Source organism: Comamonas nitrativorans (assembly GCF_042654765.1).
Taxonomy (GTDB): domain Bacteria; phylum Pseudomonadota; class Gammaproteobacteria; order Burkholderiales; family Burkholderiaceae_C; genus Comamonas; species Comamonas nitrativorans.
On sequence record NZ_JBHSEW010000010.1, the window covers coordinates 124108 to 150262 of the forward strand.

The 26155-nt window shown below is 65.6% G+C and carries 18 protein-coding genes; 7 read left to right on the forward strand and 11 right to left on the reverse strand.

Annotated elements, in window-relative coordinates; translation table 11 throughout:
• Window positions 1–22: 22 nt before the first annotated feature.
• The 6 genes from ACFO3A_RS12175 to ACFO3A_RS12200 all read right to left on the reverse strand — a co-directional run bounded on the left by ACFO3A_RS12175 (window position 23) and on the right by ACFO3A_RS12200 (window position 9849).
• Window positions 23–1549: an aldehyde dehydrogenase family protein gene (locus ACFO3A_RS12175; RefSeq protein ID WP_377726682.1), complete on the reverse strand. Its 1527-nt coding sequence runs from the start codon at window positions 1547–1549 to the stop codon at window positions 23–25.
• Between the two features lie 18 nt (window positions 1550–1567).
• Window positions 1568–2650 (reverse strand): saccharopine dehydrogenase family protein, encoded by a 1083-nt coding sequence (locus ACFO3A_RS12180; RefSeq protein WP_377726684.1) that lies wholly within the window; start codon window positions 2648–2650, stop codon window positions 1568–1570.
• 142 nt (window positions 2651–2792) lie between these two features.
• The gene (rpoD, locus tag ACFO3A_RS12185; RefSeq protein ID WP_377726767.1) at window positions 2793–5210 is read right to left on the reverse strand and encodes an RNA polymerase sigma factor RpoD; all 2418 of its coding nucleotides are present in this window, start codon (window positions 5208–5210) and stop codon (window positions 2793–2795) included.
• Window positions 5211–5550: 340 nt separating this feature from the next.
• Window positions 5551–7416 carry a DNA primase gene (gene dnaG / locus ACFO3A_RS12190; RefSeq protein WP_377726687.1) on the reverse strand — a complete coding sequence of 622 codons (1866 nt, stop codon included), beginning with the start codon at window positions 7414–7416 and terminating at the stop codon, window positions 5551–5553.
• A gap of 132 nt (window positions 7417–7548) precedes the next feature.
• On the reverse strand, window positions 7549–8409 hold the full coding sequence (locus ACFO3A_RS12195) for a DNA ligase (protein WP_377726689.1): 861 nt from the start codon (window positions 8407–8409) through the stop codon (window positions 7549–7551).
• 27 nt (window positions 8410–8436) lie between these two features.
• Window positions 8437–9849 (reverse strand): aminotransferase-like domain-containing protein, encoded by a 1413-nt coding sequence (locus ACFO3A_RS12200; protein WP_377726691.1) that lies wholly within the window; start codon window positions 9847–9849, stop codon window positions 8437–8439.
• A 150-nt stretch (window positions 9850–9999) separates the two neighbouring features.
• On the opposite strand from ACFO3A_RS12200, the gene gabT reads away from it, so the two are divergent.
• The 5 genes from gabT to ACFO3A_RS12225 all read left to right on the forward strand — a co-directional run bounded on the left by gabT (window position 10000) and on the right by ACFO3A_RS12225 (window position 17226).
• The gene (gabT, locus tag ACFO3A_RS12205; protein WP_377726693.1) at window positions 10000–11298 is read left to right on the forward strand and encodes a 4-aminobutyrate--2-oxoglutarate transaminase; all 1299 of its coding nucleotides are present in this window, start codon (window positions 10000–10002) and stop codon (window positions 11296–11298) included.
• Window positions 11299–11599: 301 nt separating this feature from the next.
• Window positions 11600–13057 (forward strand): amino acid permease, encoded by a 1458-nt coding sequence (locus tag ACFO3A_RS12210; RefSeq protein WP_377726695.1) that lies wholly within the window; start codon window positions 11600–11602, stop codon window positions 13055–13057.
• Between the two features lie 37 nt (window positions 13058–13094).
• Window positions 13095–14297, forward strand: coding sequence for an acyl-CoA dehydrogenase (locus ACFO3A_RS12215; RefSeq protein ID WP_377726697.1), 1203 nt, complete (start codon window positions 13095–13097; stop codon window positions 14295–14297).
• Between the two features lie 139 nt (window positions 14298–14436).
• A complete protein-coding gene (locus tag ACFO3A_RS12220) occupies window positions 14437–15660 on the forward strand; it encodes a CaiB/BaiF CoA transferase family protein (protein ID WP_377726699.1) in 1224 nt (407 codons plus the stop codon).
• 93 nt (window positions 15661–15753) lie between these two features.
• A complete protein-coding gene (locus ACFO3A_RS12225; RefSeq protein ID WP_377726701.1) occupies window positions 15754–17226 on the forward strand; it encodes an NAD-dependent succinate-semialdehyde dehydrogenase in 1473 nt (490 codons plus the stop codon).
• Between the two features lie 81 nt (window positions 17227–17307).
• Here the strand turns inward: ACFO3A_RS12225 and flhC are convergent, their stop codons facing one another.
• From flhC to ACFO3A_RS12245, 4 genes are all read right to left on the reverse strand, one after another.
• A complete protein-coding gene (gene flhC, locus ACFO3A_RS12230; protein WP_377726703.1) occupies window positions 17308–17859 on the reverse strand; it encodes a flagellar transcriptional regulator FlhC in 552 nt (183 codons plus the stop codon).
• Window positions 17860–17894: 35 nt separating this feature from the next.
• Window positions 17895–18221, reverse strand: a complete 327-nt coding sequence (flhD, locus tag ACFO3A_RS12235) for a flagellar transcriptional regulator FlhD (RefSeq protein ID WP_377726705.1) — start codon at window positions 18219–18221, stop codon at window positions 17895–17897.
• Between the two features lie 440 nt (window positions 18222–18661).
• Window positions 18662–19540: a sulfurtransferase gene (locus ACFO3A_RS12240; protein WP_377726707.1), complete on the reverse strand. Its 879-nt coding sequence runs from the start codon at window positions 19538–19540 to the stop codon at window positions 18662–18664.
• 60 nt (window positions 19541–19600) lie between these two features.
• On the reverse strand, window positions 19601–20548 hold the full coding sequence (locus ACFO3A_RS12245) for a DMT family transporter (protein ID WP_377726709.1): 948 nt from the start codon (window positions 20546–20548) through the stop codon (window positions 19601–19603).
• Between the two features lie 167 nt (window positions 20549–20715).
• On the opposite strand from ACFO3A_RS12245, the gene ACFO3A_RS12250 reads away from it, so the two are divergent.
• Window positions 20716–23601: an aconitate hydratase gene (locus ACFO3A_RS12250; RefSeq protein WP_377726711.1), complete on the forward strand. Its 2886-nt coding sequence runs from the start codon at window positions 20716–20718 to the stop codon at window positions 23599–23601.
• Between the two features lie 80 nt (window positions 23602–23681).
• Here ACFO3A_RS12250 and ACFO3A_RS12255 read toward each other — a convergent pair whose 3' ends face one another.
• The gene (locus ACFO3A_RS12255; RefSeq protein ID WP_377726713.1) at window positions 23682–24569 is read right to left on the reverse strand and encodes a zinc ribbon domain-containing protein; all 888 of its coding nucleotides are present in this window, start codon (window positions 24567–24569) and stop codon (window positions 23682–23684) included.
• A 121-nt stretch (window positions 24570–24690) separates the two neighbouring features.
• On the opposite strand from ACFO3A_RS12255, the gene trhP reads away from it, so the two are divergent.
• Window positions 24691–26046, forward strand: a complete 1356-nt coding sequence (trhP, locus tag ACFO3A_RS12260) for a prephenate-dependent tRNA uridine(34) hydroxylase TrhP (protein WP_377726715.1) — start codon at window positions 24691–24693, stop codon at window positions 26044–26046.
• The last annotated feature ends 109 nt before the right edge of the window (window positions 26047–26155 follow it).

Below are 26155 nucleotides of genomic sequence, written 5' to 3' on the forward strand. Positions count from 1 at the left end.
AGCGGAAGCAGCTATCTTTTAATCAAACATCGAACTGCACCCCCTGCGCCAGCGGCAGGCTGTGGCCGTAATTGACGGTGTTGGTGGCGCGGCGCATATAGCCTTTCCAGGCGTCCGAGCCGGCCTCGCGCCCGCCGCCGGTGGCTTTTTCGCCGCCAAAGGCGCCGCCGATTTCCGCGCCCGAGGTGCCGATGTTCACGTTCACGATGCCGCAGTCCGCACCCCGGGCGCTGCAGAAAAGCTCGGCTTCGCGCAGGTCGTTGGTGAAGATGGACGCCGACAGCCCATGCTCGCTGGCATTGACCAGGGCGATGGCCTCGTGCAGATCGGCAAACGGCAGCAGGTACAGCACCGGCGCAAACGTCTCGCGCAGCATGGGGCCGCTGTGGCCGGGCATTTCCACCAGCGCCGGGCGCACGTAGCTGCCGCCACCACTGGCCACCACCTGCCCGCCATGCACCGTGGCACCCAGCGCCTGGGCCTCCAGCAGCGCCACCTGCATGGCCTCCAGCGCCAGGTTGTCCACCAGCGGCCCGACCAGGGTGTCTGCCGCCAGCGGATTGCCCACCGGCAGCCGCGCATACACCGTTTGCAGCCGCTGCACCAGATCGGCATACAGCGACTGGTGGATGAACAGCCGCCGCAGCGTGGTGCAGCGCTGCCCGGCCGTGCCAGCGGCAGCAAACACGATGGCCCGCAAGGCCAACGCCAGATCGGCGCTGGGGCAGACCACGGCGGCGTTGTTGCCCCCCAGCTCCAGCAGGCTGCGCTTGAAGTGCCGGGCGCAGGCCTGGCCCACCGCCCGGCCCATGCGGCTGGAGCCGGTGGCGCTGACCAGGCGCACTTCGGGCGCTTCGACCAATGCCTGCCCCAGCGCACCGTGGCCCAGGACGACGCTGGAGATCGCCGCAGCGTGGCCCGCCTCCTGCAACGCCTGTTGCAGCAGCCGGTGCAATGCCAGGGCGGATAGCGGCGCTTTTTCCGACGGCTTCCACACCAGCGCATTGCCGCACACCAGCGCCAGCGCGGCATTCCAGGCCCACACCGCCATCGGAAAGTTGAACGCCGTGACGATGCCCACCACCCCCAGCGGGTGCCAGGTTTCGCGCAAGTGGTGTTCGGGCCGCTCGCTGGGCATGGTCAGCCCGTACAACTGGCGCGACAGGCCCTGGGCAAAGTCGCACATGTCGATGACTTCCTGCACCTCGCCCAGGCTTTCGCTGCGGATTTTCCCGACCTCCAGGCTGATCAGCTCGGCCAGCGCCGCCTTGTGCTGGCGCACCAGCGCCCCGAAGGAACGCACCACCGCGCCCCGCTGCGGCGCGGGCACCTGTTGCCAGTCGGCCTGCACGCACTGGGCCTGGGCCAGTTGGGCCTGCAGCCGGGGCACGGTGGTGCAGGCCAGCGCCGCCAGACGGCTCCCGTCGATGGGACTGTGGACGAACAGGGGCGCATCGTGCCCGGCCGGGGCGGGCAGCACGACACCCAGGGTCTGCAAAATCCGGGCCGCCGTGGCGGCGTATTCAGTCGATGGTTTGGTCGATGGCATGGCTGTCTCCTTTCCTCTTCAAACGCAAGCGCTGTTGGCGTACACCGCCCCGAACCGGTTGGCCAGGAAAGCGGGCAGCGCCACCGCCTCCTGCCGCACCAGACCGGCATTCGGCAATTGCCTCTGGGCGAGCAAGTCCAGCACGGCGCAGATGCTGGAGGCGGTGCTGTTCTGGATGGCGCTGATCCTGCGGCCATGCAGGGTGGTGCCGAAAATCTCCTGGGCATAGTTGCGCTGCAACAAACGCCCGCCCTGTCGGCCACTGACGCTGATGAAAACCACCACCACGTCCTGCTCGGTGGCGGGTAGCGCCCCCTCCAGCACCTGCCGCAGCAGGGCTCGGTCGTCGCGCAAACGCAGTTCATCGAGCAAAAAGCGCATCAGCCGCGCATGGCCCGGGTAACGCAAGGTTTTGTAGTTGAGTTCGCGCACCCGTCCCTGCAGGCTGTGCGCCAGGCTACCCAGGCCGCCGGAGGTGTTGAACGCCTCGTAGTCCTGCCCCAGCACGCGCAGTTGCTCCAGCCCCTGCAGGGCGGGCACGGTCTGCAAACGCCCTTCGGCAATGGCTTCGCACGGCTGGCAATACTCGTTGATGACGCCCTCGGTACTCCACGACAACTGGTAGCCCAGGGCGTTGTCGGGAAAGCGCGGCAGCGCCCCGACGCGCAAATGCACCGTATCCAGGCTGTCGAACCCCTGGCACAAATGCGCTGCGGCAATCGAGACAAAGCCCGGCGCCAGCCCGCATTGCGGGATCAGCGCCGTTCTGGCATCCGCCGCCAGCGCCTGGATGGCCTGGGTGCTGGCCACGTCCTCGGTCAAATCCAGGTAGTGCGCCCCCACGGCCACCGCCGCCTGCGCCAGCCGCGCCATCTGGTGAAACGGCACGGCGCCAAGCAGGGCAAACGCCCCTTCCAGCAGGGGGCGCACGTCATCATCCGGCGCCAGCAACGCGGGGACGATGGCCGGATGCTGCGGCAGCGCCGCCAGCGCCTGGGCATTGGGGTCGAGTACCTGCACCCGGTAGTCCCCGCTATGGGCCAGCAGACTGGCAATGGTCACGCCGATACGGCCAGCCCCGACAACAGCAATCTTTTGCATGGCATCTCCTGAGATTCGACATTCAATAAAAAATTATTGAATGTGATCCGGTGTTGCGCCATACGGCTTTACGCGCATACGGCATGCATACAAGGCGCATAAAAAACGCCCCTGGCGGGGCGTTTCTGGCTTGGGAGCAGGCTTACAGCGAGTCGATGAAGCTGCGCAGCTTGTCGCTGCGGCTGGGGTGTTTCAGCTTACGCAGCGCCTTGGCCTCGATCTGGCGGATGCGTTCGCGCGTCACGTCGAACTGCTTGCCCACTTCTTCCAGCGTGTGGTCGGTGGACATTTCGATGCCGAAGCGCATGCGCAGCACCTTGGCTTCGCGCGGGGTGAGGCCGTCGAGGATGTCTTTCACCACATCACGCAGGCCGGCCTGCATGGCCGCGTCCATCGGCGCGGTGTTGTTGGTGTCCTCGATGAAGTCGCCCAGGTGGCTGTCGTCGTCGTCGCCGATGGGGGTTTCCATCGAGATCGGCTCCTTGGCGATTTTCATGATCTTGCGGATCTTGTCCTCGGCCATTTCCATCTTCTCGGCCAGCAGGGCGGCGTCCGGCTCGAAGCCGAACTCCTGCAGGTGCTGGCGCGATAGGCGGTTCATCTTGTTGATCGTCTCGATCATATGCACCGGGATACGGATGGTGCGGGCCTGGTCGGCAATCGAGCGGGTGATGGCCTGACGAATCCACCACGTCGCGTAGGTCGAGAATTTGTAGCCCCGGCGGTATTCGAACTTGTCCACCGCCTTCATCAGGCCGATGTTGCCCTCTTGAATCAGGTCGAGGAACTGCAAACCGCGATTGGTGTACTTCTTGGCGATGGAGATCACCAAGCGCAGGTTGGCCTCGATCATTTCCTTCTTGGCAAAACGGCTGGCGCGTTCGCCGTCGTTCATGCGCTTGTTGATGCGCTTGAGTTCTTCCAGCGGCACCACCACGCGGTTCTGCAGGTCGATCAGGGCCTGCTGCAATTCCTGCACATCGGGGATGTTGCGGCCCAGGATGGCGCTGTAGGGCTTGCCGGCGGCGGCGTGCTTTTCCACCCATTGCAGGTTCAGCAGGTTGGGCGGGAAGTCCTTGATGAACTGCTCCTGCGTCATGCCGCACTTGTCCACGATGATCTTGCGCAGCTCGCGCTCTTTCTTGCGCACGTCGTCGACCTGGGCGCGGGCCATGTCGCACAGTTTTTCGATGGTCTTGGCGGTGAAGCGGATGGTCATCAGCTCCTGGGTGATCGATTTCTGCACCTTGACGTAGGTAGGCGAACCCCAGCCGTCCTTGTCGTAGGCCTTGCGCAGCTTGTCGAACAGTTCGCGCATCCGGTCGAAGCGCTCCAGCGCGTCGGTCTTGAGCTTTTCCAGCAGGCGCGTCATGGCCTTGGAGCCGCCCTTGCCGTCGTCGTCGTCCTCTTCGTCGTACTCGTCGAAGTCTTCCTCGGCCACGTAGTCGTCATTTTCATCGGCATTGACGAAGCCATCGACGATGGTGGAGATCACCACCTTGCCTTCGCGGATGTCCTCGGCCATTTGCAGCACTTCGGCAATGGTGGCGGGCGAGGTAGAGATGGCCTCCATCATGTCCATCAGGCCGCCTTCGATGCGCTTGGCGATTTCGATTTCGCCTTCGCGCGTGAGCAGCTCGACCGTGCCCATTTCGCGCATGTACATGCGCACGGGGTCGGTGGTGCGGCCAAATTCCGAATCGACGGTGGACAGGGCCGCTTCGGCTTCTTCCTCGGCCTCTTCCTCGGTGGTGGCGGACTGGCCGGTGTTGTTCAGCAGCAGGGTTTCGGCGTCCGGCGTCTGCTCGTACACGGCCACGCCCATGTCGCTGAGCATGGCGATGACCACTTCCAGCGTTTCGGCATCGACCAGCTTGTCGGGCAGGTGGTCGTTGATTTCGGCGTGGGTCAGGTAGCCGCGCGTCTTGCCGAGCTTGATGAGCAGTTTCAGGCGCTGGCGGCGGGTGTTCATTTCCTCTTCGGTCAGGACGGTTTCGTCCAGGCCGAATTCCTTCATCAAGGCGCGTTCCTTGGCCTTGCTGATCTTCATGCGCAGGGGCTTGGCTTTTTCCACGCCTTCGGCGGGGGCAGCGGCTTCGGCCTCCGGCTCGGCTTCCAGCTCCAGGTCGGCTTCGATGTCGCTCAGGTCGGCATCGTCGTCCAGGCCCTCTTCCTTGGCCTTGGGCTTGCGGCCCCGCTTGGCGGCCGGTTTGTCGGCCTCTTCCTTGGCGGCTTTCTTGGCAGCAGGGGCTTTCTTGGCTGCGGCTTTTTTCGCTGCGGGCTTGTCGGCGGCGGCTTCCTCGGCCTCGACCGGGGCCGCTACGGTTGCGGCCTCGGTGGCTTTTTTCTCGGCGGCTTTTTTGGCGGGGGCCTTCTTGGCAGCCGGTTTTTTGGCGGGTTCTGCCGGCACTTCCTGGGTGGCCGTGCTGTCGGCCGCTACAGCTTGCTTGGCCGGGGTTTTCTTGGCAGCGGCCTTTTTCGGCGCGGGCTGCTCTGCGTCGGCATCGGCCTGCTTACGGCTACGTTTGGGGGTCGCTTCTGCCAACAGCGCATCCGCCATGGCTTTCAATTCAGCTTTGGTTGCCACTTGGGTTCCTTTTCGCAATATCCACCAGCACGCCGAGGGGAGCACTGCCACTGGCGGGCACATCCATTCCATTGAGTCTGCATTGCACGCACCTGGGGCCAGGGCGTGGGGAGTCAAGCCTCCCGGGCAAGATGGTGGGCGATCATTTGGTGTGCAGTCCTTGCGGGAATGGGTCAGAGCCTGATGCTCAACGTGAATGCGCTTTCACGCGACCCGGGTCGGAGGTGCTGCTGTCGCTCTTGCCGATAAGGGCGCAATTATAGGCGTTCGCCGCAAACTCAAGACCAAACTTCGGAAAAATGTCAAGCCCTGTCTATAAATTTTTACTGCGCTCCAGCAACGCCTGGTAACGCTGGCGCAGTTCCTGGTTGCCCGGGTCGCTGGCGTAGGCCTGGGCCAGCTGGGTCTGCAACTGGCGGATGCGCTGGGTCAGGAGCGGTTTGAGGATGCTGCGCAGCTCCTGGTGCTGGGCCTGGGGGTCGTCCTCGGGGTGCCCCAGGGGGCCGCTCATCAGTTGCTGCACCCAGTCCCGGTGCCCGGTGGCATCCAGTTGCTGCTGCACTGCCGCCCAGCTTTGGGTGCCGTGCGCCTGATGAAACGCCTCGACCCAGGCAAACAAAGGGCCGTGGGGCGTGGGCAGGTGAACCAGCGCATCCCAGTCGTCGTTGTCCAGCCGTTCCAGCAGGGCCATATGCCCCAGCAGCAGGCGCACGGCCTGGTCCGGCCCGGTGGTGATTTCCACCCGGCGGCTGGCAGGCGGCGGCGCGGCAGGGCGCCCACGGCCCGGCCCGGCCCACGGTTGGCGCGGCGGGCGTTCGCCCCAGCGGCTGCCATGCCCCTGGCGGCCATCCGGCGCGGGGTGGCCGCTGCTGGCCGGGGCATTGGTGCGCTGCCAGATGCCCTCCAGCTCCTGCGCGGGCAGGGCGATGTGCTGGGCCAGTTCGTCCAGCACCAGCCGCTTCAAGGTGCTGGGGGGCAGCAGATTCCACAGCGGCTGCGCCTGGTTGGACAGCCGCGCCCGGCCCGGGGCGGTGCCCAGGTCGCAGCCCTCGCTGGCCACTTGCAGCAGGAACTGGTTGAACGGCATGGCAGCATGCACCATGCGGGTGAAGGCATCGGCACCGTGGGTGCGGATGAAGCTGTCCGGGTCATGCTCGGGCGGCAGAAAGAGGAATTTCACGCTGCGCGTGTCATTGACCAGCGGCAGCACCGCCTCCAGCGCCTTGCGGGCGGCCCGCTGCCCGGCAGCATCGCCGTCGAAGCTGAACACCACCGCCTCGGTAAAGCGAAACAGCTTGTGGATGTGGTCGCCGGTGCAGGCGGTGCCCAGGGTGGCCACGGCGTTGGGAAACCCCAGTTGCGCCAGCGCCACCACGTCCATATAGCCTTCGCAGACCAGGGCGTAGCCGGCTTCGCGCAGGTCGGTGCGGGCTTCGTACAGGCCGTACAGCTCGCGCCCCTTGTGGAACAGCGGGGTTTCCGGCGAGTTGAGGTATTTGGGCTTCTCGTCGCCCAGCACGCGTCCGCCAAAGCCGATGCACTGGCCTTTCACGTCCCGGATGGGGAACATGATGCGGTCGCGGAAGCGATCGTAGCGCTTGTCGTCCTCGGCGCCGTGGATGACGAGACCGCCCTCCTCCAGCAAACGGCTGGTGTAGTCGGGGAAAACGCTGGCCAGGTAGTTCCACCCCGCCGGGGCATAGCCCAGGCCGTAGCGGCTGCTGACCGCCCCGGAGACGCCCCGGCGTTTCAGGTAGTCGATGGCGTGGGGAGTGCTTTTGAGCTGTTCGCAATACGCCTGGGCGGCCCGCTCCATCGTGTCCACCAGGCTGTCCTGCTGCTGCTTGGCCGCCTGGCGCTGGGCGCGTTGCTGGGGGGAGATGTCTTCCTGCGGCACCTGCATCCCGACCTCCTGGGCCAGGGACTGCACGGCTTCCATGAACTCCATGCCGGTATGTTCGCGCAGGAAGGCGATGGCATCGCCGCCCTTGCCGCAGCCGAAGCAGTGGAAAAACTGCTTGACCGGGCTGACGCTGAACGAGGGCGATTTTTCCCCATGAAAAGGGCACAGCCCCATGAAGTTGGCCCCGCTTTTTTTCAGCGGCACGTAGCGCCCCACGACGTCGACGATATCGACGCGCTGGAGCAGGTCTTGGATAAAAGAGGCAGGAATCGACACGGCAGCGATTGTCTTGCAAATTCCGAATCCACAAACATCGTTAAAAAGAGAGCTTCTTCCGATGGATATAAATGGTTTTCAGATATGAAACTATCTAAAAATCAATGAATACCAGCGGAAGCAGCTATTTTTTTATTGACCCTGCGCCCCATCTTCCCGCACCCGCCAGTAGCGGGCAAAGCGCGGCAGCCCGCTGGCGTGGGTGCCGTTGAAGCGGTAGGTGATGGTGCTGCCGATGGCCGGAGGCCGGGCGCGGTCGGCATCAGTCAGGCCGCTGCCGATTTTGAAACGCTGGCCGCCGGGCATCTGCACCAGCAGCGCCCCGGTCATGCCCTGGTATTTGCCTTTGCCGGGCAGGTGGGCCACGACCACGGCTTCGGCATCGTCAAACAGTTTCAGCTTGACCAGATCGTCGCTGCGGCCCGGGCGGTAGGGGCTGTCGGCGCGGCGCAGCATCAAACCTTCCGCACCCGCCTTGCTGACAGCGTGCAGTTGCTCCATCAGGGCCGCATGGCTGGGCACCTGCCACTGCGCCGCTGCCTGCACCCAGGGCTGGCCGATGCCCTGCGCCACGCGCTGCAAGGCCTGCTGGCGCTGCCCGAACGGGCCGGGATGCTGCGGCAGGTCGAACACCATGTAGCGCAGCGTGCGCCAGCCGTCCTCATCCTTGCGGCCCTGCGCCACCGTGGCCTGCACGGCGGCGAACTGCCCACGGCCCGCCCACAGTTCGCCATCCAGCGCCTGTGCAGGCCAGCCCCGGGTGAACCACGCGGGCGCATCGATGGGCAGCCCCTGGCGGCTGCGCAACTGCCGCCCATCCCAATGGGCGCGGATGCCGTCGTATTTCTCGCTGACCCAGTACGCCTGCACGTCCAGCCCGGGCCGGTAGCTGTTGGCCAGGGTCAGCGTGTCGGCGCGGGCCGCAGCCGCTGCACAAAGAATGCACAGCGCCAGAAAAACACTCATGCGGCGCAGCCAGGGCAGTGAATACATGAGAACGACCTTCCGCAAAAAACAGGTTCAGCCCTGCACCGGCTCCTGCGCCCGCTCCAGTTCCTGTTGCAGAAAATCGAACACGGCCTCGTCCGCGCAGAATGCCACGTTGAAGCGCAGCCACGGGCTGGGTTCCAGCCCGGGCGAGAACAAATGCCCCGGCCCGAGCAGGATGTCGTGCTCCGTGGCCCGCAGCGCCACGGCATTGGCATCGGCAATCTGCGGATGGCGCACCCACAGGAACATGCCGGCCTTGGGTTCGGTAAACAGCTCGAAGCCCAGGGCGAGAAAGCGTGCTGCCACTTTTTCGTGCGCGGCCGTCAGGCGTTCGCGCAGCGTCTTGGCGTGCTTGCGCCAGCGTCCGTCGATCAGGGCGCCGTAGACGATGCGCTCGGACAGCTCGGCAGAGGTCAGGCCCGCAATCATCTTGAGTTGGGCCAGGTCCTCGATCAGCTCCGGGTTGCCCGCCATATAGCCCACGCGCAGGTTGGGCGAGATGGTCTTGGAAAAGCTGCTGATGTAGACCACGCGGTTGAGCTGGTCCAGGCTGGCAAACGATGGGTAGGGGCGCGGGTCCAGGTCGCTGTAGATGTCGTTCTCGACCAGCGTCACGTCGTACTTCTCGGCCAGTTGCAGCACGCGGTACATGTGCGCCAGCGTGGCCGATGCGCCCGTCGGGCAGTGCAGCCGTGGCTGGGTGAAGAACACCTTGGGGCGGTGTTCGTCCAGCAGGCGCTCCAGCAGGGCCAGATCGTAGCCCTCTTGCGTGCGCGTAACGCCCAGCAGTTCGCCGCCCAGCAGGCGCAGGCCGAAGCACAGGTTGGCGTAACTGGGGTCGTCGATCAGCACCGGGTCGCCTGCATGTACCAGCCGACGGGCGATCAGATCCAGCGCGTGGCTGGAGCCGGACGTGAGCAGGATCTGCTCGGTGGTCAGCGCCACCTCGTGTTCGGCCAGCAGGTCGCGCACCAGTTGGCGCAGCGGCGCAAAGCCTTTCGGCTCGCCATAGCCGCTGATGCTGATCTCGCCCGAGGCGAGGGTGCGCAGCGCACGGCGCACGCCGTCGCCGAACAGCCAGTCCTCCGGCAGCCAGCCACAGCCGGGTTTGCGGCTAAGGCCCCGATGCTCGAAGATGCGCCGCATGTAGTACATGGAGTCGAAGTCGTAGCGGCCCCCGGCGGCGGGCACCAGGCCATCGTCCGGCCTGCGCCGGCGCACGAAAAAGCCCAGGTGCGGGCGCGAGACGAAATAGCCCTGCGCCACCAGCCGGTCGTAGGCATCCACCACGGTGTAGACGCTCACCCCGTGCGCATGGGCAAATTGCCGGATGGACGGCAGCTTGGCGCCGGAGCGCAGCGCCCCCTCTTCGACAAGGCGGCTGAAGCCGTCCACGATCTGCTGGACCAGGGACACGGAGGAGGAAGAATCAAGCACGAACATGGCATCTAGGGGTTACTACGGGTCGGGTTTGTTTGTACTGCACCCACGGCCTGCACAGTACCTGCCCCCCCGGGCAGCAGCTGTGTATGTTAGCCCTTGGGGGTGGTCGATAGAGTGGCACTTCACTGTTCTCCAACCTGGAAGGAAGCCATGCTCGACACCACCAAGACCACCAACGCCAGCCTGTACGCCCGCCGTGAAGCGGCCATTCCGCGCGGCGTGGGCCACACCCACCAAATTTTTATCGATCGGGGCGACAATGCCGAAATCTGGGATGTGGAAGGCAAGCGCTACATCGATTTTGCCGGTGGCATTGCCGTGCTGAACACCGGCCACCGCCATCCGCAGATCATGGAAGCGGTGCAGGCGCAGATGCAGCGCTTCACCCACACCTGCTTTCAGGTGCTGGCCTACGAAAGCTACGTGGAGCTGGCCGAGCGGCTGAACGACAAGGCGCCCGGCAACTTCGCCAAGAAGACCGTGTTTCTCTCGACCGGCGCCGAAGCGGTGGAAAACGCCGTCAAGATCGCCCGCTGCCACACCCGGCGCGGCGGCGTGATTGCTTTTACCGGCGCCTACCACGGCCGCACTTCGCTGACGATGGCGCTGACCGGCAAGGTCGTGCCCTACAAGGCCGGGTTCGGCCCCTTCCCCGGCGAAATCTTCCACGCCCGCTTCCCCAACCCCAGGCGCGGGGTGACGGTGGAAGACGCCATCGAATCCATCGAGCAGATCTTCAAGAACGACATCGAACCCAGCCGCGTGGCGGCCATCATCATCGAGCCGGTGCAGGGCGAAGGCGGCTTCAACCCCGCGCCGCGTGCGCTGCTGGAACACATCCGCGCGGTGTGCGACCAGCACGGCATCGTGATGATCGTGGACGAGGTGCAGACCGGCGCGGGCCGCACCGGCACCTGGTACGCCATCGAGCAAAGCGGCGTGGTGCCGGACATGATCACCCTGGCCAAGTCGATGGCGGGGGGCTTCCCGATCTCGGCCGTCACGGGCCGCGCCGACATCATGGACGCCCCGGCCCCCGGCGGCCTGGGCGGCACCTATGCGGGCAACCCCATCGCCTGCGTGGCCGCCCTGGCCGTGATGGACACCTTTGCGCAGGACAACCTGCTGGAGCGCTCGCGCAGCGTGGGCCAGCGCATGGTCGGCAAGCTTGAAGCGATGGCCGAAACCCACCCCGAACTGGCCGACATCCGTGGCCTGGGCGCGATGGTGGCCGTGGAGCTGTGCAAGGACGGCGACATGCAGCAGCCGGCCCCCGAACTGGCCAAGGCCGTCAGCGCCGAAGCCGCCCGCCGTGGCCTGATCCTGCTGACCTGCGGCACCTATGGCAACGTGCTGCGCATCCTGGTGCCGCTGACGGCCAGCGATGCGCTGCTGGACGAAGGCCTGGACATCCTGGCCGCCAGCATCGCCGCTGCCAAGCAGGTCTAAGAACGTGTTCACGATCTCGGCGCGAAGGGGTGCGGGATGCGGATCGGGATGGGCTGCTAGGCGCAAACCGCAGCCATAGCGGTGCTATGGCGAGGATTTGCAACGACGCAGACCGCCCGAGGCCGCGACTGCACACCCGCGCAGAGATCGTGAACACGTTCTAAGCCGGGGGCGCTGCCCCCCGGCGCAGGCACACGGCAATGGGAAAGGCCCCGTGCATTGGCCCACGGGCAGGCCCGCACCCAGCGTTGATCGAAGCCCCAAAGCTTCCCCCCCATACGAAAATAAACGAGGAGACACCATGACAACACAAGCAGCCTGTGGCGCCCGCAGCGGCACCACGCTGAAAAACGGATTGCGCTCGCGCCACCTCACCATGATCTCGATCGCCGGCGTGATCGGCGCAGCGCTGTTCATCGGCTCCGGCAAGGTGATTGCCAATGCCGGGCCGGCAGCCATCCTGGCCTATATCGCGGGCGGCATCGTGGTGGTGCTGGTCATGCGGATGCTGGGCGAAATGGCCGTGGCGCAGCCCGATACCGGCTCGTTCTCGACCTATGCCGACCGGGCCATCGGCCGCTGGGCGGGCTTTACCATCGGCTGGCTGTACTGGTACTTCTGGGCGCTGCTCATGGGCTGGGAAGCCTATGTGGCGGGCAAGATCCTGCACGACTGGTTCCCGATGATTCCGATCTGGGGCTACATGCTGATCGTCACCGTCGCGCTGGTGCTGGTGAACCTGATGAAGGTGAAGAACTACGGCGAATTCGAATTCTGGTTTGCGCTCATCAAGGTCACGGCCATCGTCGTCTTCCTGATCATCGGCCTGCTGGCCCTGACCCACCTGTGGCCCTGGGGCCAGCCCGATGCCGTCGGCTTCACGCACCTGACCAAGGAGGGCTTCATGCCCAACGGCTTCGGCGCGGTGGTGACGGCCATGCTGGGGGTGATGTTCGCCTTCATCGGCGCGGAAATCGTCACGGTGGCCGCTGCCGAATCGGACAACCCCAGCAAGGAAATCGTCAAGACCACCAAATCCGTGGTGTGGCGCATCATCCTGTTCTACGTCGGCTCCATCTTCATCGCCGTCTGCCTGGTGCCCTACGACGACCCGCTGCTGCAACAGGCCACGCACGGCACCTACACCGTCACGCTCTCCCGCCTGGGCATCCCCGAAGCCCGCCACATCGTCAATTTCGTGGTGCTGACTTCCGTCTGTAGCTGCTTCAACTCGGCCCTCTACACCTGCTCGCGCATGTTGTATTCGCTGTCGCGCCGGGGCGATGCCCACCGCGTGATGCAGATCACCGGCAAGAACAGCGGCAGCCCCTGGGTGGGCGTGCTGGTGTCCAGCGTGTTCGCCTTCGTCGCCATCTACCTGACCGCGACCGAGAAAATGGACATCTACGACGTGCTGATGTCGGCCACCGGCACCGTCGCCATGTACGTGTACCTGTGCATCGCCATCTCCCAGCTCAAAATGCGCCAGAAGCTGGACGCCGCCAACACGCCGATCACGTTCAAAATGTGGCTGTTCCCCTGGCTGACCTATGCCGTGATCTTCGCCATCCCCGCCGCGCTGGTGGTGATGGTGTGGGAAGGCACCTACCGCACCGAGGTGGTCTACACCTCCATCCTGGCCGCCGTGATCGTCCTCATGGGCCTGGTTGCGCAGAAGTTCAACATCGGCGGCCAGCGGGCCACCCCGGCCCCCCAGGCACCCCGGACGGGCCTGCGGGCCGAGGCCAGCGCCACCTGATACCCCTGTTTTTTCATATCCAAAAGGAAATACCGACATGCTCCAGAAAACCACCCGTACCGCTTTTCAATGGAACGACCCCTTTCACCTCGACCAGCAACTGACCGAAGACGAGCGCCTGATCCGCGATGCCGCCCGCAGCTACTGCCAGGACAAGCTGGCACCGCGCGTGCAGGACATGTTCCGCCACGAGAAAACCGACACCTCCATCTTCCGCGAGATGGGCGAGCTGGGCCTGCTGGGGCCGACCATCCCCACCGAGTACGGCGGTGCGGGCCTGAGCTACGTCAGCTACGGCCTGGTGGCCCGTGAGATCGAGTGGGTCGATTCCGGCTACCGCTCGATGGCTTCGGTGCAGTCGTCCCTGGTGATGGTGCCGATCAATACCTTCGGCACCGAGGCGCAGAAGCAGAAATACCTGCCCAAGCTGGCCAGCGGCGCGTTCATCGGCTGCTTCGGCCTGACGGAACCCGACCACGGTTCCGACCCCGGCAGCATGGCGACGCGGGCCTACAAGGTGGACGGCGGTTACAAGCTCACCGGCAGCAAGATGTGGATTACCAACAGTCCAGTAGCCGATGTGTTCGTGGTCTGGGCCAAGGAGGTGAGCGAGGGCGGCAACGTCGGCCCGATTCGCGGTTTTATTCTGGACAAGGGCATGAAAGGTTTATCTGCCCCGGCCATCCACGGCAAGGTGGGCCTGCGGGCCAGCATCACCGGCGAGATCGTCATGGACGAGGTGTTCGTGCCTGAAGAAAACGCCTTCCCCGAGGTGCGTGGCTTGAAAGGCCCGTTCACCTGTTTGAACAGCGCCCGCTTCGGCATCGCCTGGGGGGCCATGGGTGCGGCCGAAGCCTGCTGGCACACGGCCCGCCAGTACACGCTGGACCGCCAGCAGTTCGGCAAGCCGCTGGCGGCCAACCAGCTCATCCAGAAAAAACTGGCCGACATGCAGACCGAAATCACCCTGGGCCTGCAAGCGGCCCTGCGCGTGGGCCGCATGAAGGACGAGGGGCAGAACGTGGTGGAGATCACTTCCCTCATCAAGCGCAACAACTGCGGCAAGGCGCTGGACATTGCCCGCATGGCCCGCGACATGCTGGGCGGCAACGGCATCAGCGACGAGTTTGGCGTGGCCCGCCATCTGGTGAACCTGGAAGTGGTGAATACCTACGAGGGTACGCACGACATCCATGCGCTGATCCTGGGCCGGGCGCAGACGGGCATTGCGGCGTTTTAGAAAGCCGAGGAGTCCGCTCAAGCTACCGATAAAAGAGCTGTTTCCGCTGACTATTCAACGATTTCAAATATATTTCTATTTGAAATCCTTTATATGCAAGCAGTAGCAGCTCCTTTGTTTTTCAATGGAATACCTGCCCATGACACATCCCCCTTCCCGCCCGCAGCCCCTGGCCGGCATCCGCGTGCTTGACCTCTCGCGCGTGCTGGCCGGCCCCTGGGCCAGCCAGATTCTGGGCGACCTGGGCGCCGACGTGGTCAAGGTCGAGCGCCCCGGCAGCGGCGACGACACCCGCGCCTGGGGGCCGCCCTATCTTCAGGATGCCGACGGCCAGCCCACGCGCGAATCGGCCTACTTTCTCTGCGCCAACCGCAACAAGCGTTCCATCGCCATCGACATGGCCAGCCCGCAAGGCCGGCAGCAATTGCAGCAACTGGCCGCAAAAGCCGACATCGTGCTGGAAAACTTCAAGACCGGGGGCCTGGCGCAATACGGCCTGGACTACGCCAGCCTGAACGCCCTCAACCCCCGGCTGATTTACTGCTCCATCACCGGCTTCGGCCAGAACGGCCCCTACGCCGCGCGGCCCGGCTACGACTTTCTGATCCAGGCCATGGGCGGGCTGATGAGCATCACCGGCGTGCCCGATGGCGAAGCCGGCGCCGGCCCGCAAAAGGTGGGCGTGGCGCTGACCGACATCCTGACCGGCCTGTACGCCACCATCGGCATCCTGGCAGCGGTGCAGGAGCGCAACCGCTCCGGCCTGGGCCAGCACATCGACACCGCCCTGCTGGACGTGCAGGTGGCCGCCCTGGCCAACCAGGCCTCCAGCTACCTGGTGGGCGGCGTGGTGCCGCGCCGCATGGGCAATGCCCACCCCAGCATCGTGCCCTACCAAAGCTTTCCCACCGCCGACAGCGACATGATTCTGGCCGTGGGCAACGACGGCCAGTTCGCCCGCTTCTGCCAGGTGGCGGGCCGCCCCGAATGGGCGCAGGACGAGCGCTTTGCCACCAATCCCCAGCGCGTCAAGCACCGTGCCGAACTCATCCCGCTACTGCGCCAGACCACCGTGCTGCGCACCACCGCCGAATGGGTCGGCGCCCTGGAGCAGGCCGACGTGCCCTGCGGCCCGGTGAACCGGCTGGACCAGGTCTTTGCCGACCCGCAGGTGCAGGCCCGCGGCATCCACGTCGATCTGCCGCACCCGCTGGGCACGGTCGCCACCGTCGCCAGCCCGGTGCGCCTGAGCGCCACGCCCGTGCAGTACCGCATGGCCCCGCCCCTGCTGGGCCAGCATACCGACGATGTGCTGCGCGACTGGCTCCAGGCCGAAACGGCCCCAGCAGCAACGGCTGCTTGACACCCCTGCGCGTGCGGGCTTGTCGGCTTCCTATACTGGCCCGCACCAAGATTTTTTGCGATTTCTCTTCCCGCCCCGATTACCGAGACCCACATGACCACCCACCACGCCCCCCTGCACCAGCTCAACGACCCCACCCTGCTCAAAACCGCCGGTTACATCGACGGCGCCTGGGTGGAGGGCACCGACACCTTCGCCGTGACCGACCCGGCCACCGGCCTGGAGCTGGCCCAGGTCGCCAACCTCACTGCGGCCCACACGCAGCAGGCCATCGACGCTGCCGAAGCCGCCCTGCCCGCCTGGCGCGGCCTGACGCACAAGCAGCGCAGCCATTTGCTCCGTAAATGGTTCGAGCTGATTCTGGCGCACCGCGATGACCTGGCCCGCCTGATGACCGCCGAACAGGGCAAACCGCTGGCCGAGGCCACGGGCGAAGTCGTCTACGGCGCCAGCTTTGTCGAGTGGTACGCCGAAGAGGCCAAGCGCACCTACGGCGAAACCGTGCCCAGCTTTGCACCCGACCGCCGTGCCATGGTGCTGCGCCAGCCCATCGGCGTGTGCGCGGCCATCACGCCCTGGAACTTCCCCGTCGCCATGATCACGCGCAAGGTGGCCCCGGCGATTGCCGCAGGCTGCACCGTCGTCGTCAAGCCGGCGGAGTTCACCCCGCTGTGCGCCCTGGCCCTGGCGGAACTGGCGCACCGCGCCGGGATTCCGCAGGGCGTCATCAACGTGGTGCCCACCGAACACGCCGCCGCCGTCGGCAAGGTGCTGTGCGACAGCCCGGTGGTGCGCCACCTGAGCTTTACCGGCTCGACCGAAGTGGGCCGCATCCTGATGGCGCAGTGCGCCCCCACCATCAAGAAGCTGGCGCTGGAGCTGGGCGGCAACGCCCCCTTCATCGTGTTCGACGACGCCGACCTGGACAGCGCCGTGGAAGGCGCCATGACCAGCAAGTACCGCAACGCCGGCCAGACCTGCGTCTGCGCCAACCGCCTGTACGTGCAGGCGGGCGTCTACGACGCCTTCGTTGCCAAGCTGGCCGAGCGCGTGCGGGGCCTGAAAGTGGGCAACGGCTTCGAGCCGGGCGTGACGCAAGGCCCGCTGATCGAACCCGCCGCGCTGGACAAGGTACAGGAACACATTGCGGACGCCGTCGCCAAGGGCGGCCACATCGTCACCGGCGGCAAGCCGCTGCAAGGCCAGTTCTTCGAGCCGACCGTGATCGCCAATGCCACCCGCGACATGCGCGTGGCCCGCGAGGAAACCTTCGGCCCCCTGGCCCCGGTGTTCCGCTTCACCACCGAGCAGGAAGCCATCGACGCCGCCAACGCGACGGAATTTGGCCTGGCCAGCTACTTCTACAGCCGCGACATCGGCCGCATCGTCCGCGTCAGCGAAGCGCTGGACTACGGCATGGTCGGCGTGAACATCGGCCTGCTGGGCAGCGAGCAGGTGCCGTTCGGCGGCGTCAAGCAGTCCGGCCTGGGCCGCGAAGGCTCGCACCACGGCATGGACGAATACCTGGAGATGAAGTACGTGAACCTGGGCGATGTGCTGAAGTGAGCCCGGCCCGCCGCGCCGGCGGCGGGCATAAAAAAACCCGGCAGAAACTGCCGGGCATCAAGAAGGAAAGGAAAAAACGGTTCAGTGCAGCGCCAGTGCGCCGGCTGCCTTGCTCTTGCCGGCACGGGCCGGCGGGTTGCACAGGCCGCACTCGTAGTGCTTGGCGTTTTCGTACATCTCGGTGACGAACATGCCGGTGCATTTGCTGCACTTGGTGCGGGTGAGCATCTGCGCATCGACGAACTTGACCAGCCGCCAGGCACGGGTGAAGGACAGCAGGCACTCCAGCTCCAGCGTCTGCACCTGCTCCATGTACAGGCGGTAGGCTTTGGTCAGCACTTCGATCGGGTCGGCATCGACCCCTTTGGAGAGGTATTCGTAGATGTTCAGGAACAGCGAGCTGTGGATGTTTTCCTGCCAGGTCAGGAACCAGTCGGTGGAGAACGGCAGTTGGCCCTTCGAGGGCGACTTGCCCGCAATCTCCTTGTAGAGGCGGATCAGGCGCTCGTAGGACAGGGTGGTTTCCGATTCCAGCACCTGCATCCGGGCGCCCATCTCGATCAGCATGGCGGCACGTTCGATTTGCCGCGATTCATTCAGCACACTTTTGGCGGTAGCGGTAGCAGCAGTCATGGCGATACTCCTCTATTGAATATTCGGACGGCGGCTTACAGCACTTCGGAAACCCGACCGGCCATGACGATGTTGGCGTGCAGGGTGTTCAGGGTGTCGTTGGTGTTCTTGTTGCTGCTGTGGTTGGTCAGCAGGCTCCAGACCATTTCATCGTCGGCACGGAAGCTGCACAGCAAGGTGTTGCGCGAAGCCAGCTTCAGCACCTGCCCGGCAGACAGGGTGACCAGCAGGTCGCAGGCTTCTTCGCTCAGACCCAGGCGGAAGATGGCTTCGGCCTTGTCCTGGCGGATCAGGTTCTGCGCCAGCATCAGGTAAGTCAGGTTGGCTTCGCGGATTTCGGCGAGAAGTTGTTCGTTGCTCATGGTGCTTCCTTTCCAGTCGGTCGGCAGATCGGGCTGCCTTGTTTGCGGTGTCGGTCATCGATCGGTACCGCGCTGTTGTTGGAAGCAATTGTGGCGAAAGGCCGGGGGGAACTTGAGTCGGCGTGCGCCCATACCTGGAGTCAGAAAAAGCGGGAGTGGCGTGTCAGCCAAAGGTGCGGGGCTTGTAGGATTTTTTCTTACAGCAGGCTGGCCGCCAGAACCTGCTGCTTTTATTGTGTGCCGCTACTGTAACCCTAGCAGGGAAGGCCGCAAAGCCGGAATAACCGGGGCTTTTGCCGCCAGCCCCGGGCTTTGCCGCTGCGCCGCAAAAGGGGATGAACCACCCCTGAAGTCGGCATCATGCCGCAGCCGCTGCAACGGCATAGGGGGAAAAGCAAGGCGCTTGCCCCCTACTCCGGCTTACCGCCACCACCACGGCATCAAGCGCCCTGGACGCAGGGGCGGCCGGGGTCGCTGCACCACTGGCTCCAGCTCCCGGCAAACAAAACCGTCGGGGCAAAACCGGCCACTTCCATCGCCACCAGATTGGGCACGGCGCTGACGCCGCTGCCGCACTGGTGGACGACGCTGGCCGGATCGCGCCCGGCCAGCAGGGCGTCGAACTCGGCCCGCAGCAGGGCGGCGGGTTTGAAGCGGCCATCCAGGGCAATGTTGTCGGTGAACGGGCGGTTCAGCGCCCCGGGGATATGCCCGGCCACGGGGTCGAGCGGTTCGACCTCGCCCCGGAAACGCGCCGGGCCACGGGCATCGACGATGGTCTGCGCCCCGCTGTCCAGGCGCCGGGCGACTTCTTCCACCGTCGCCAGCGTGCGCAGCGGCGCCTGCAAGGCGAAATCCCCCGGCTGGGCCGCAGGCTGCGGCATCCCGCCAGCCAGGGCACCGCCTGCGGCCTGCCAGGCTTGCAACCCGCCATCGAGTACCGCCACGGCCTCGTGCCCGGCCCATTTGAGCATCCACCACAAACGCCCGCAGTAGTTCACCCCCTGGCGGTCGTAGACCACCGCCTGCATGTCGCTGCAAAAGCCGACGCTGCGCAGCCAGGCTGCAAACGCCTCCCGGCTGGGCAGCGGATGGCGGCCACCGCTGGCGGCTGTATCGCCTGCGGCGGCGCTCAGGTTCTCATCGAGGTGGGCGTAGACCGCGCCGGGAATGTGCGCCTCCTGGTACTGCGCCAGCCCCGCGCCGGGCTGGGCCAGGTCGAAGCTGCAATCGAACACCATCAACGGCTGGCCGTCGGCCTGCAAAGCTTGCAGTTGCGCGGCGGAAATCAGCAGGGGAAAGGACAAGGCACGGCTCATAGACAATCTTCCAGGACGAAAACGCCTATTGTGCCGCTGCCCCGCAGCGTCACGGCAGCACTAGCGTCCGGCAGGGGACGCCATCGGCGCCTCCGTCTCCGCCGTTGCCGGGGGCGCAACCTTGTTGCGTGCACGCAGCACCGTGGCCGCAATGCCGCTGGCGGCCACCAGGGCCATGCCCAGCCAGCCCAGCAGGTTGATCTGGTCGTCGAACCACACCAGGCTGTACGCGCTGGCAAAAATCAGGCCGGTGTATTGCAGGTTGGCCACCACCAGCGTGGCCCTGGGGGTTTGCGCCGTGGCATAGGCCCGCGTCATGCACAACTGCCCGCCGGCGGCCAGCACGCCCACGGGCAGCAGCCACAGGCTGGGCCCGATGCCCGGCCAGGGCGAAACGCCCCCGCCCAGCATGACGGCCCCGCCCCCGACGGCGCAGCCCAGGCAGAAATAGAACACGGTACGCGCCTCCGGCTCCCCGGCGCGGGACAGGGCCGACACCTGCATGTAGGCCATGGCCGACAGCACGCCGGAAGACAACCCCGCCAGCGCCGCCACGCCCTGCTGCTGGGCAAAGCTGGGTTGCAGCAACAGCAGCACGCCGACAAAGCCCATGACGATGGTTGCCAGCAGCGGAATGTTCAGCGAGCGCCGCGCCCCGGTATGGCCCGGCCGCCACGTCCACAAGGCGCCGGCGACCAGAAAGGCGGCAATCCACAGGCTGCTCATGTAGTTGAACGTCATCCCCGTGGCCAGGGGCATCTTGGTGATGGCGTAGAACCAGCCGGACATGGCCGTGACGCCGACCAGCGAGCGCCAGCCGTGCATCCACGGGTGGCGCGTCGCCAGGCCGATGCCCTGGCGGCGGGCCAGCCACCACAGCACGGCCATGCCGATCAGCCCCCGGTAAAAAACGATTTCCGCCGTCGTGAACGAGGCGCTGGCGTATTTGACGAACACGCCCATGGTGGCAAAAAAGAAGGCGCCCGCCACCATCCACAGTGCTTGCATAGTATTTTTGAAAACCCTGGTAAACCCGAACAACCCCCGATAGTAAAACTGCGTGCCATTTATTGTTGGCACCGGGCCAATGGTTTTTCGATACAGGGGCGTTTGACCCGCAGGGGCACAATGGGCCGGTGACTGCTTTCGTTGCGGCTTACAGAAAGGATCTCGCCATGTCCCACCCGTTTGCTTCCACCCTTCAGCCCCTGGCCCTGGGCCAGGGCCGCCAGGGCCAGTTGTATTCCCTGCCCGCGCTGGCCGAACAGTTCCCCAACATCGCACGGCTGCCGGTGTCGCTGCGCATCGTGCTGGAGGCCGTGCTGCGCCACTGCGACGGTGCCAAGGTTCTGCCCGAACACGTTGCCCAACTGGCCAACTGGCGGCCCCGGGCCGAGCGCACCGAGGAAATCCCCTTCGTCGTGGCCCGCGTGGTGCTGCAGGACTTCACCGGCGTGCCCCTGCTGGTCGACTTGGCCGCCATGCGTGCCGCAGCGCAGCAACTGGGCAAATCACCCCAGGCGGTGGAGCCGCTGGTGCCGGTCGATCTGGTCGTCGATCACTCCATCATGGTGGACTACTACGGCACGCCCCAGGCGCTGGGGCAGAACATGGCGCTGGAGTTCCAGCGCAACCACGAGCGCTACCAGTTCATGAAATGGGGGATGCAGGCCTTCGACACCTTTGGCGTGGTGCCGCCGGGCTTCGGCATCGTCCACCAGGTGAACCTGGAATACCTGGCCCCGGGCATCCACCAGACCCCGGGCGGCATCTGCTACCCCGACTCCCTGGTCGGCACCGACAGCCACACCACCATGATCAACGGCATCGGCGTGGTCGGCTGGGGCGTGGGCGGCATCGAGGCCGAAGCGGCCATGCTGGGCCAGCCGGTGTATTTCCTCACCCCCGACGTGGTCGGCTTCGAGCTGACCGGCCAGCTGCGCGAAGGCGTGACGGCCACCGACCTGGTGCTGACGATTACCGAGCGCCTGCGCCAGGAAAAAGTCGTCGGCCAGTTCGTCGAGTTTTTTGGCGAGGGCACGGCCAGCCTGTCCGTCCCCGACCGCGCCACCATCGGCAACATGTCGCCGGAATACGGGGCGACCATGGGTTTCTTTCCGGTCGATGACAAAACCCTGGACTACTTCCGGGGCACGGGCCGCAGCGAGCAGGCGATTGCCGACTTCGAAGCCTACTTCCGCGCCCAGGGGCTGTTCGGCGTGCCCCGGGCGGGGGAGCTGGACTACTCGCGCGTCGTCTCGCTGGATTTGTCCACCGTCAGCCCCAGCGTGGCCGGCCCCAAGCGCCCGCAGGACCGCATTGCACTGGAGCATGTGGCCAGCAAGTTCGACCAGCTCTTTTCCGCCCCAATGGCCGACAACGGCTTCAACCTGCCCGCCGAGCGCCTGGGCCAGCGCTTTGCCATCGAATGCGGCGCTGGCGGCCCGGCGGACAACAATGCCAGCACCGCACCGGGCGCCCCCCGCTCGGTGGTCGAGATGGACGGCAACCGCCCGACGCTCAGCAGCGCCCATAGCGAAGAACACAAGCCGTCGGTCTGCGAAATCGACGGCTCGCAAGCCACCAGCCAGGGCATTGGCGATGGCGACGTGCTGATTGCCGCCATCACCAGTTGCACCAACACCAGCAACCCCAGCGTGCTGCTGGCCGCCGGGTTGCTGGCGCAAAAGGCGGTGGCAGCGGGCTTGACGGTGCAGCCGCACATCAAGACCTCGCTGGCCCCCGGCTCGCGCGTCGTCACAAAGTATCTGACCGATACCGGCCTGCTGCCTGCGCTGGAAAAGCTCGGCTTTGCCCTGGCCGGTTACGGCTGCACCACCTGTATCGGCAATGCGGGCGACCTGACGCCCGAGCTGAACGACGTGATCACCCGCAACAACCTGGTGTGCGCCTCGGTGCTGTCGGGCAACCGCAATTTCGAGGCGCGGATCCACCCCAACATCAAGGCCAACTTCCTCATGAGTCCGCCGCTGGTCGTGGCCTACGCGATTGCCGGCACGGTGCGCATCGACCTGCAAAACGCCCCGCTGGGCACCGGCAAGAACGGGCAGCCGGTGTACCTGCGCGACATCTGGCCCAGCAACCAGGAAGTGCAGGCCCTGGTCGCCAGCGCCATGCAGGGCGAAGCCTTCCGCGCCAACTACGCCAAGGTGAAGACCGAACCCGGCGCCCTGTGGGAAGCCATCGAAGGCGTCACCGGCGACACCTACGACTGGCCGACCAGCACCTACATCGCGCAGCCGCCGTTCTTCGAGGATTTCAGCCTCACGCCCGACACCGCCTCGCCCGCGCAGCCGATCGGCAACGCCCGCATCATGGCGCTGTTCGGCGACTCGATCACCACCGACCACATCTCCCCCGCCGGGGCGATCAAGGAAAGCTCGCCCGCCGGACAGTGGCTGAAGGCGCACGGCGTGGCCAAGGCCGACTTCAACAGCTACGGCTCGCGCCGGGGCAACCACGAGGTGATGATGCGCGGCACCTTTGCCAACGTGCGCATCAAGAACCTGATGATCCCGCCGCTGGCCGACGGCTCCCGCGAGGAAGGCGGGGTGACGCTGTACCACAGCGGCGATGGCCAGGGCGGCAGCAAGAGCGAAAAAATGCCCATCTACGATGCTGCCATGCTCTACCAGGCTGCCGGTACGCCCACGGTGATTTTTGCCGGGGAGGAGTACGGCACCGGCTCCAGCCGCGACTGGGCGGCCAAGGGCACGCAACTGCTGGGCATCCAGGCCGTGATTGCCAAGAGCTTCGAGCGCATCCACCGCTCCAACCTCGTCGGCATGGGCGTGCTGCCCCTGCAGTTCCTGCCCGGCGACAGCTGGGAAAAACTCGGCCTGCAAGGCGATGAGCGCGTGGATGTCATCCCGCCCGCCGACCTGGCCCCGCAAAGCCTGGCCCAGGTGGTCATCCACCGCACCGACGGCTCGCAGCAGCAGCTCGCGGTGAAGCTGCGCATCGACACCCCGATCGAGGTGGCCTACTACCGCCACGGCGGCATCCTGCCGTTCGTGCTGCGCCAGTTGCTGGCGGGATAGCACGGCGGCGCAACGTCAAAAAAAGAAGGGCAGCTTGTGACGCTGCCCTTCTTTTTTACGTCAGACCCCAACCCGTCCGCTCAGTTTTCCTCGCTGCGGCGGCAGCCGGGGATGGTGTTGTCCCAATGCTTGCCGTTGGGGGCGCACTTCCAGAACGTGCGCGGCCCTTCCAAGGCGCAGACCGGGCGCATCAGCAAACCGGCCTGGGCGCAGGTTTTGACCGCCACTTCCTCCAGCACCGGCGCGGGGGCTGCGGGCGCTTGCGGCTGGGGCTGGGGCTGCGGCTCCGGCGCAGGCTTGGGCACGGGGCGCGTCACCGGCTTGGGCTGCGGGGCGGGCTTGGCCGGGGCGGCTTCAACGGCGGCTGGCGCTGCGGCCGCATCGGCTGCTGCCTCGGCCGCTTCGCCCGGCAGGGGCACGCTGGGCACCATCTGCGGCTGCTGGGCTTCGGGCAGGCTCTCGGCGGCAGGCGGCGGGGCTTGCTCCACGACCGGCGGGGTCGGCAGCTCCATCGGGCCGATCTTCTGCGGGGCCGGGCCGCTGTTGCCCATGACGAAGTACACCGCAATGGTGATGGCGCCGAAAAGCGCAATCGCCAGGCCAATCCACAAAACCAGGTTGTTTCCCATTTTTGTAGCTTGTTCCGCAGGGAACAAGGGCAGTAGCGGTGGTTTTGTATCTGAATCCTGCTCTACAGAAGCAGAAGAAGCTACTGAATCCGTAGTATTCGGTGTATCCGGCGTATCCGGCGTAGGCGCCTGCGCTGCGGGAGCGGCACCGGCCGCCGCCACGGCAGCCACGGTGGCGCCGCAGTGGTTGCAGAACTTCGCACCGGGCTTGAGCTGCGTCTGGCACTGCGGGCACGGCAGCCCTGCGGCGGCGGCAGGCACGGCAGGGGTCATCTGGCCGCAATGCGGGCAAAACTTGGTGCCTTCTTTCAAGCTGGCTTGGCAGTGGGTGCATTGCACGGCGTCTATCCCCCCTCGGTTCTGGGCAAAGCGCGGATGTTACCTTGCTGCTGCCATTGCTTCGCAGGCAAAACAGCCGCCGCCAGCAGGAAAACCACTTTGCACGACAATCGCGCCCACGATGAAAGCCCCTGAACTGCTCCTGCCCGCCGGCTCGCTCGACAAGATGCGTGCCGCCTACGATTTTGGCGCCGATGCCATCTACGCCGGCCAGCCGCGCTACTCGCTGCGTGCCCGCAACAACGACTTCCGCCTGGAGCAGATCGCCCAGGGCATCGGCGAAGCGCACGCACGTGGCAAGAAATTCTTCGTCACCAGCAACCTGATCGCGCACAACGACAAGGTGCGCACCTACCTGCGCGACATCGCACCGGTGATCGACTGCGGCCCCGACGCCCTCATCATGGCCGACCCGGGCCTGATCATGATGGTCAAGGAAAAGTGGCCCGAGCAGGAAATCCACCTGTCCGTGCAGGCCAACACCACCAACTGGGCCACGGTGAAGTTCTGGCAGAAGATGGGCGTCTCGCGCATCATCCTGTCGCGCGAGCTGTCGCTGGACGAGATCGAGAAAATCCGCCAGGAATGCCCGGACATGGAGATCGAAGTGTTCGTCCACGGCGCCCTGTGCATCGCCTACTCGGGCCGCTGCCTGCTGTCGGGCTATTTCAACCACCGCGACCCCAACCAGGGCACCTGCACCAACGCCTGCCGCTGGGAATACAAGACGCACGACGCCGCCGTCGATCCCAACACCGGCGAAGCCCTGGCCACGCCGATGGAGCAGGGCTTCAGCTTCACCAAGTCGCGCGAGGATGCCGACAGCCAGTTCTCCGGCACGCAGATGCAGCGCCACCCGCTGGCCGAGCAAATCTACCTGCTGGAAGAAAAAGGCCGTCCCGGCGAGCTGATGCCCATCATGGAAGACGAGCATGGCACCTACATCATGAACAGCAAGGACTTGCGGGCCGTCGAGCATGTCGAGCGGCTGGTGAAGATCGGCGTCGATTCCCTCAAGATCGAGGGACGCACCAAAAGCCTGTACTACGTCGCCCGCACCGCCCAGGTCTACCGCCGCGCCATCGACGACGCCGTGGCGGGCCGCCCCTTCAACCCGCACCTGATCACCGAGCTGGAAGGACTGGCCAACCGGGGCTACACCGGCGGCCTGCTGGAACGCCGCCCGGCCAACGACTACCAGAACTACGAAACCGGCACCAGCGTGCTGCAACGCAGCCACTTCGTCGGCCAGGTGCGCGGCTACCAGGACGGCATGGCCGAGATCGAAACCATGAACCGCTTTGCCGTGGGCGACACCATCGAGGTCATCCACCCCAGCGGCAACCGCACCGTCAAACTAGAGCAGATGTTCAACCTGGACGGCGAACCCGTGCAGGTCGCCCCCGGCAACCCGGTACGCGTGCGCGTGCCGCTGACCGGCCCGCTGGAGGGTGCGCTGATCGCACGCCTGCTGTAGCCCCTGCCCACGCCCCTGCCCCACCCCGCCGCTGGCGGGTTTTTTTGCGCCTGCGTTCTGCCCACGGCCCCTTCTGCACACCGCCAAGCAGCGGTCAGAATTTGCCAAT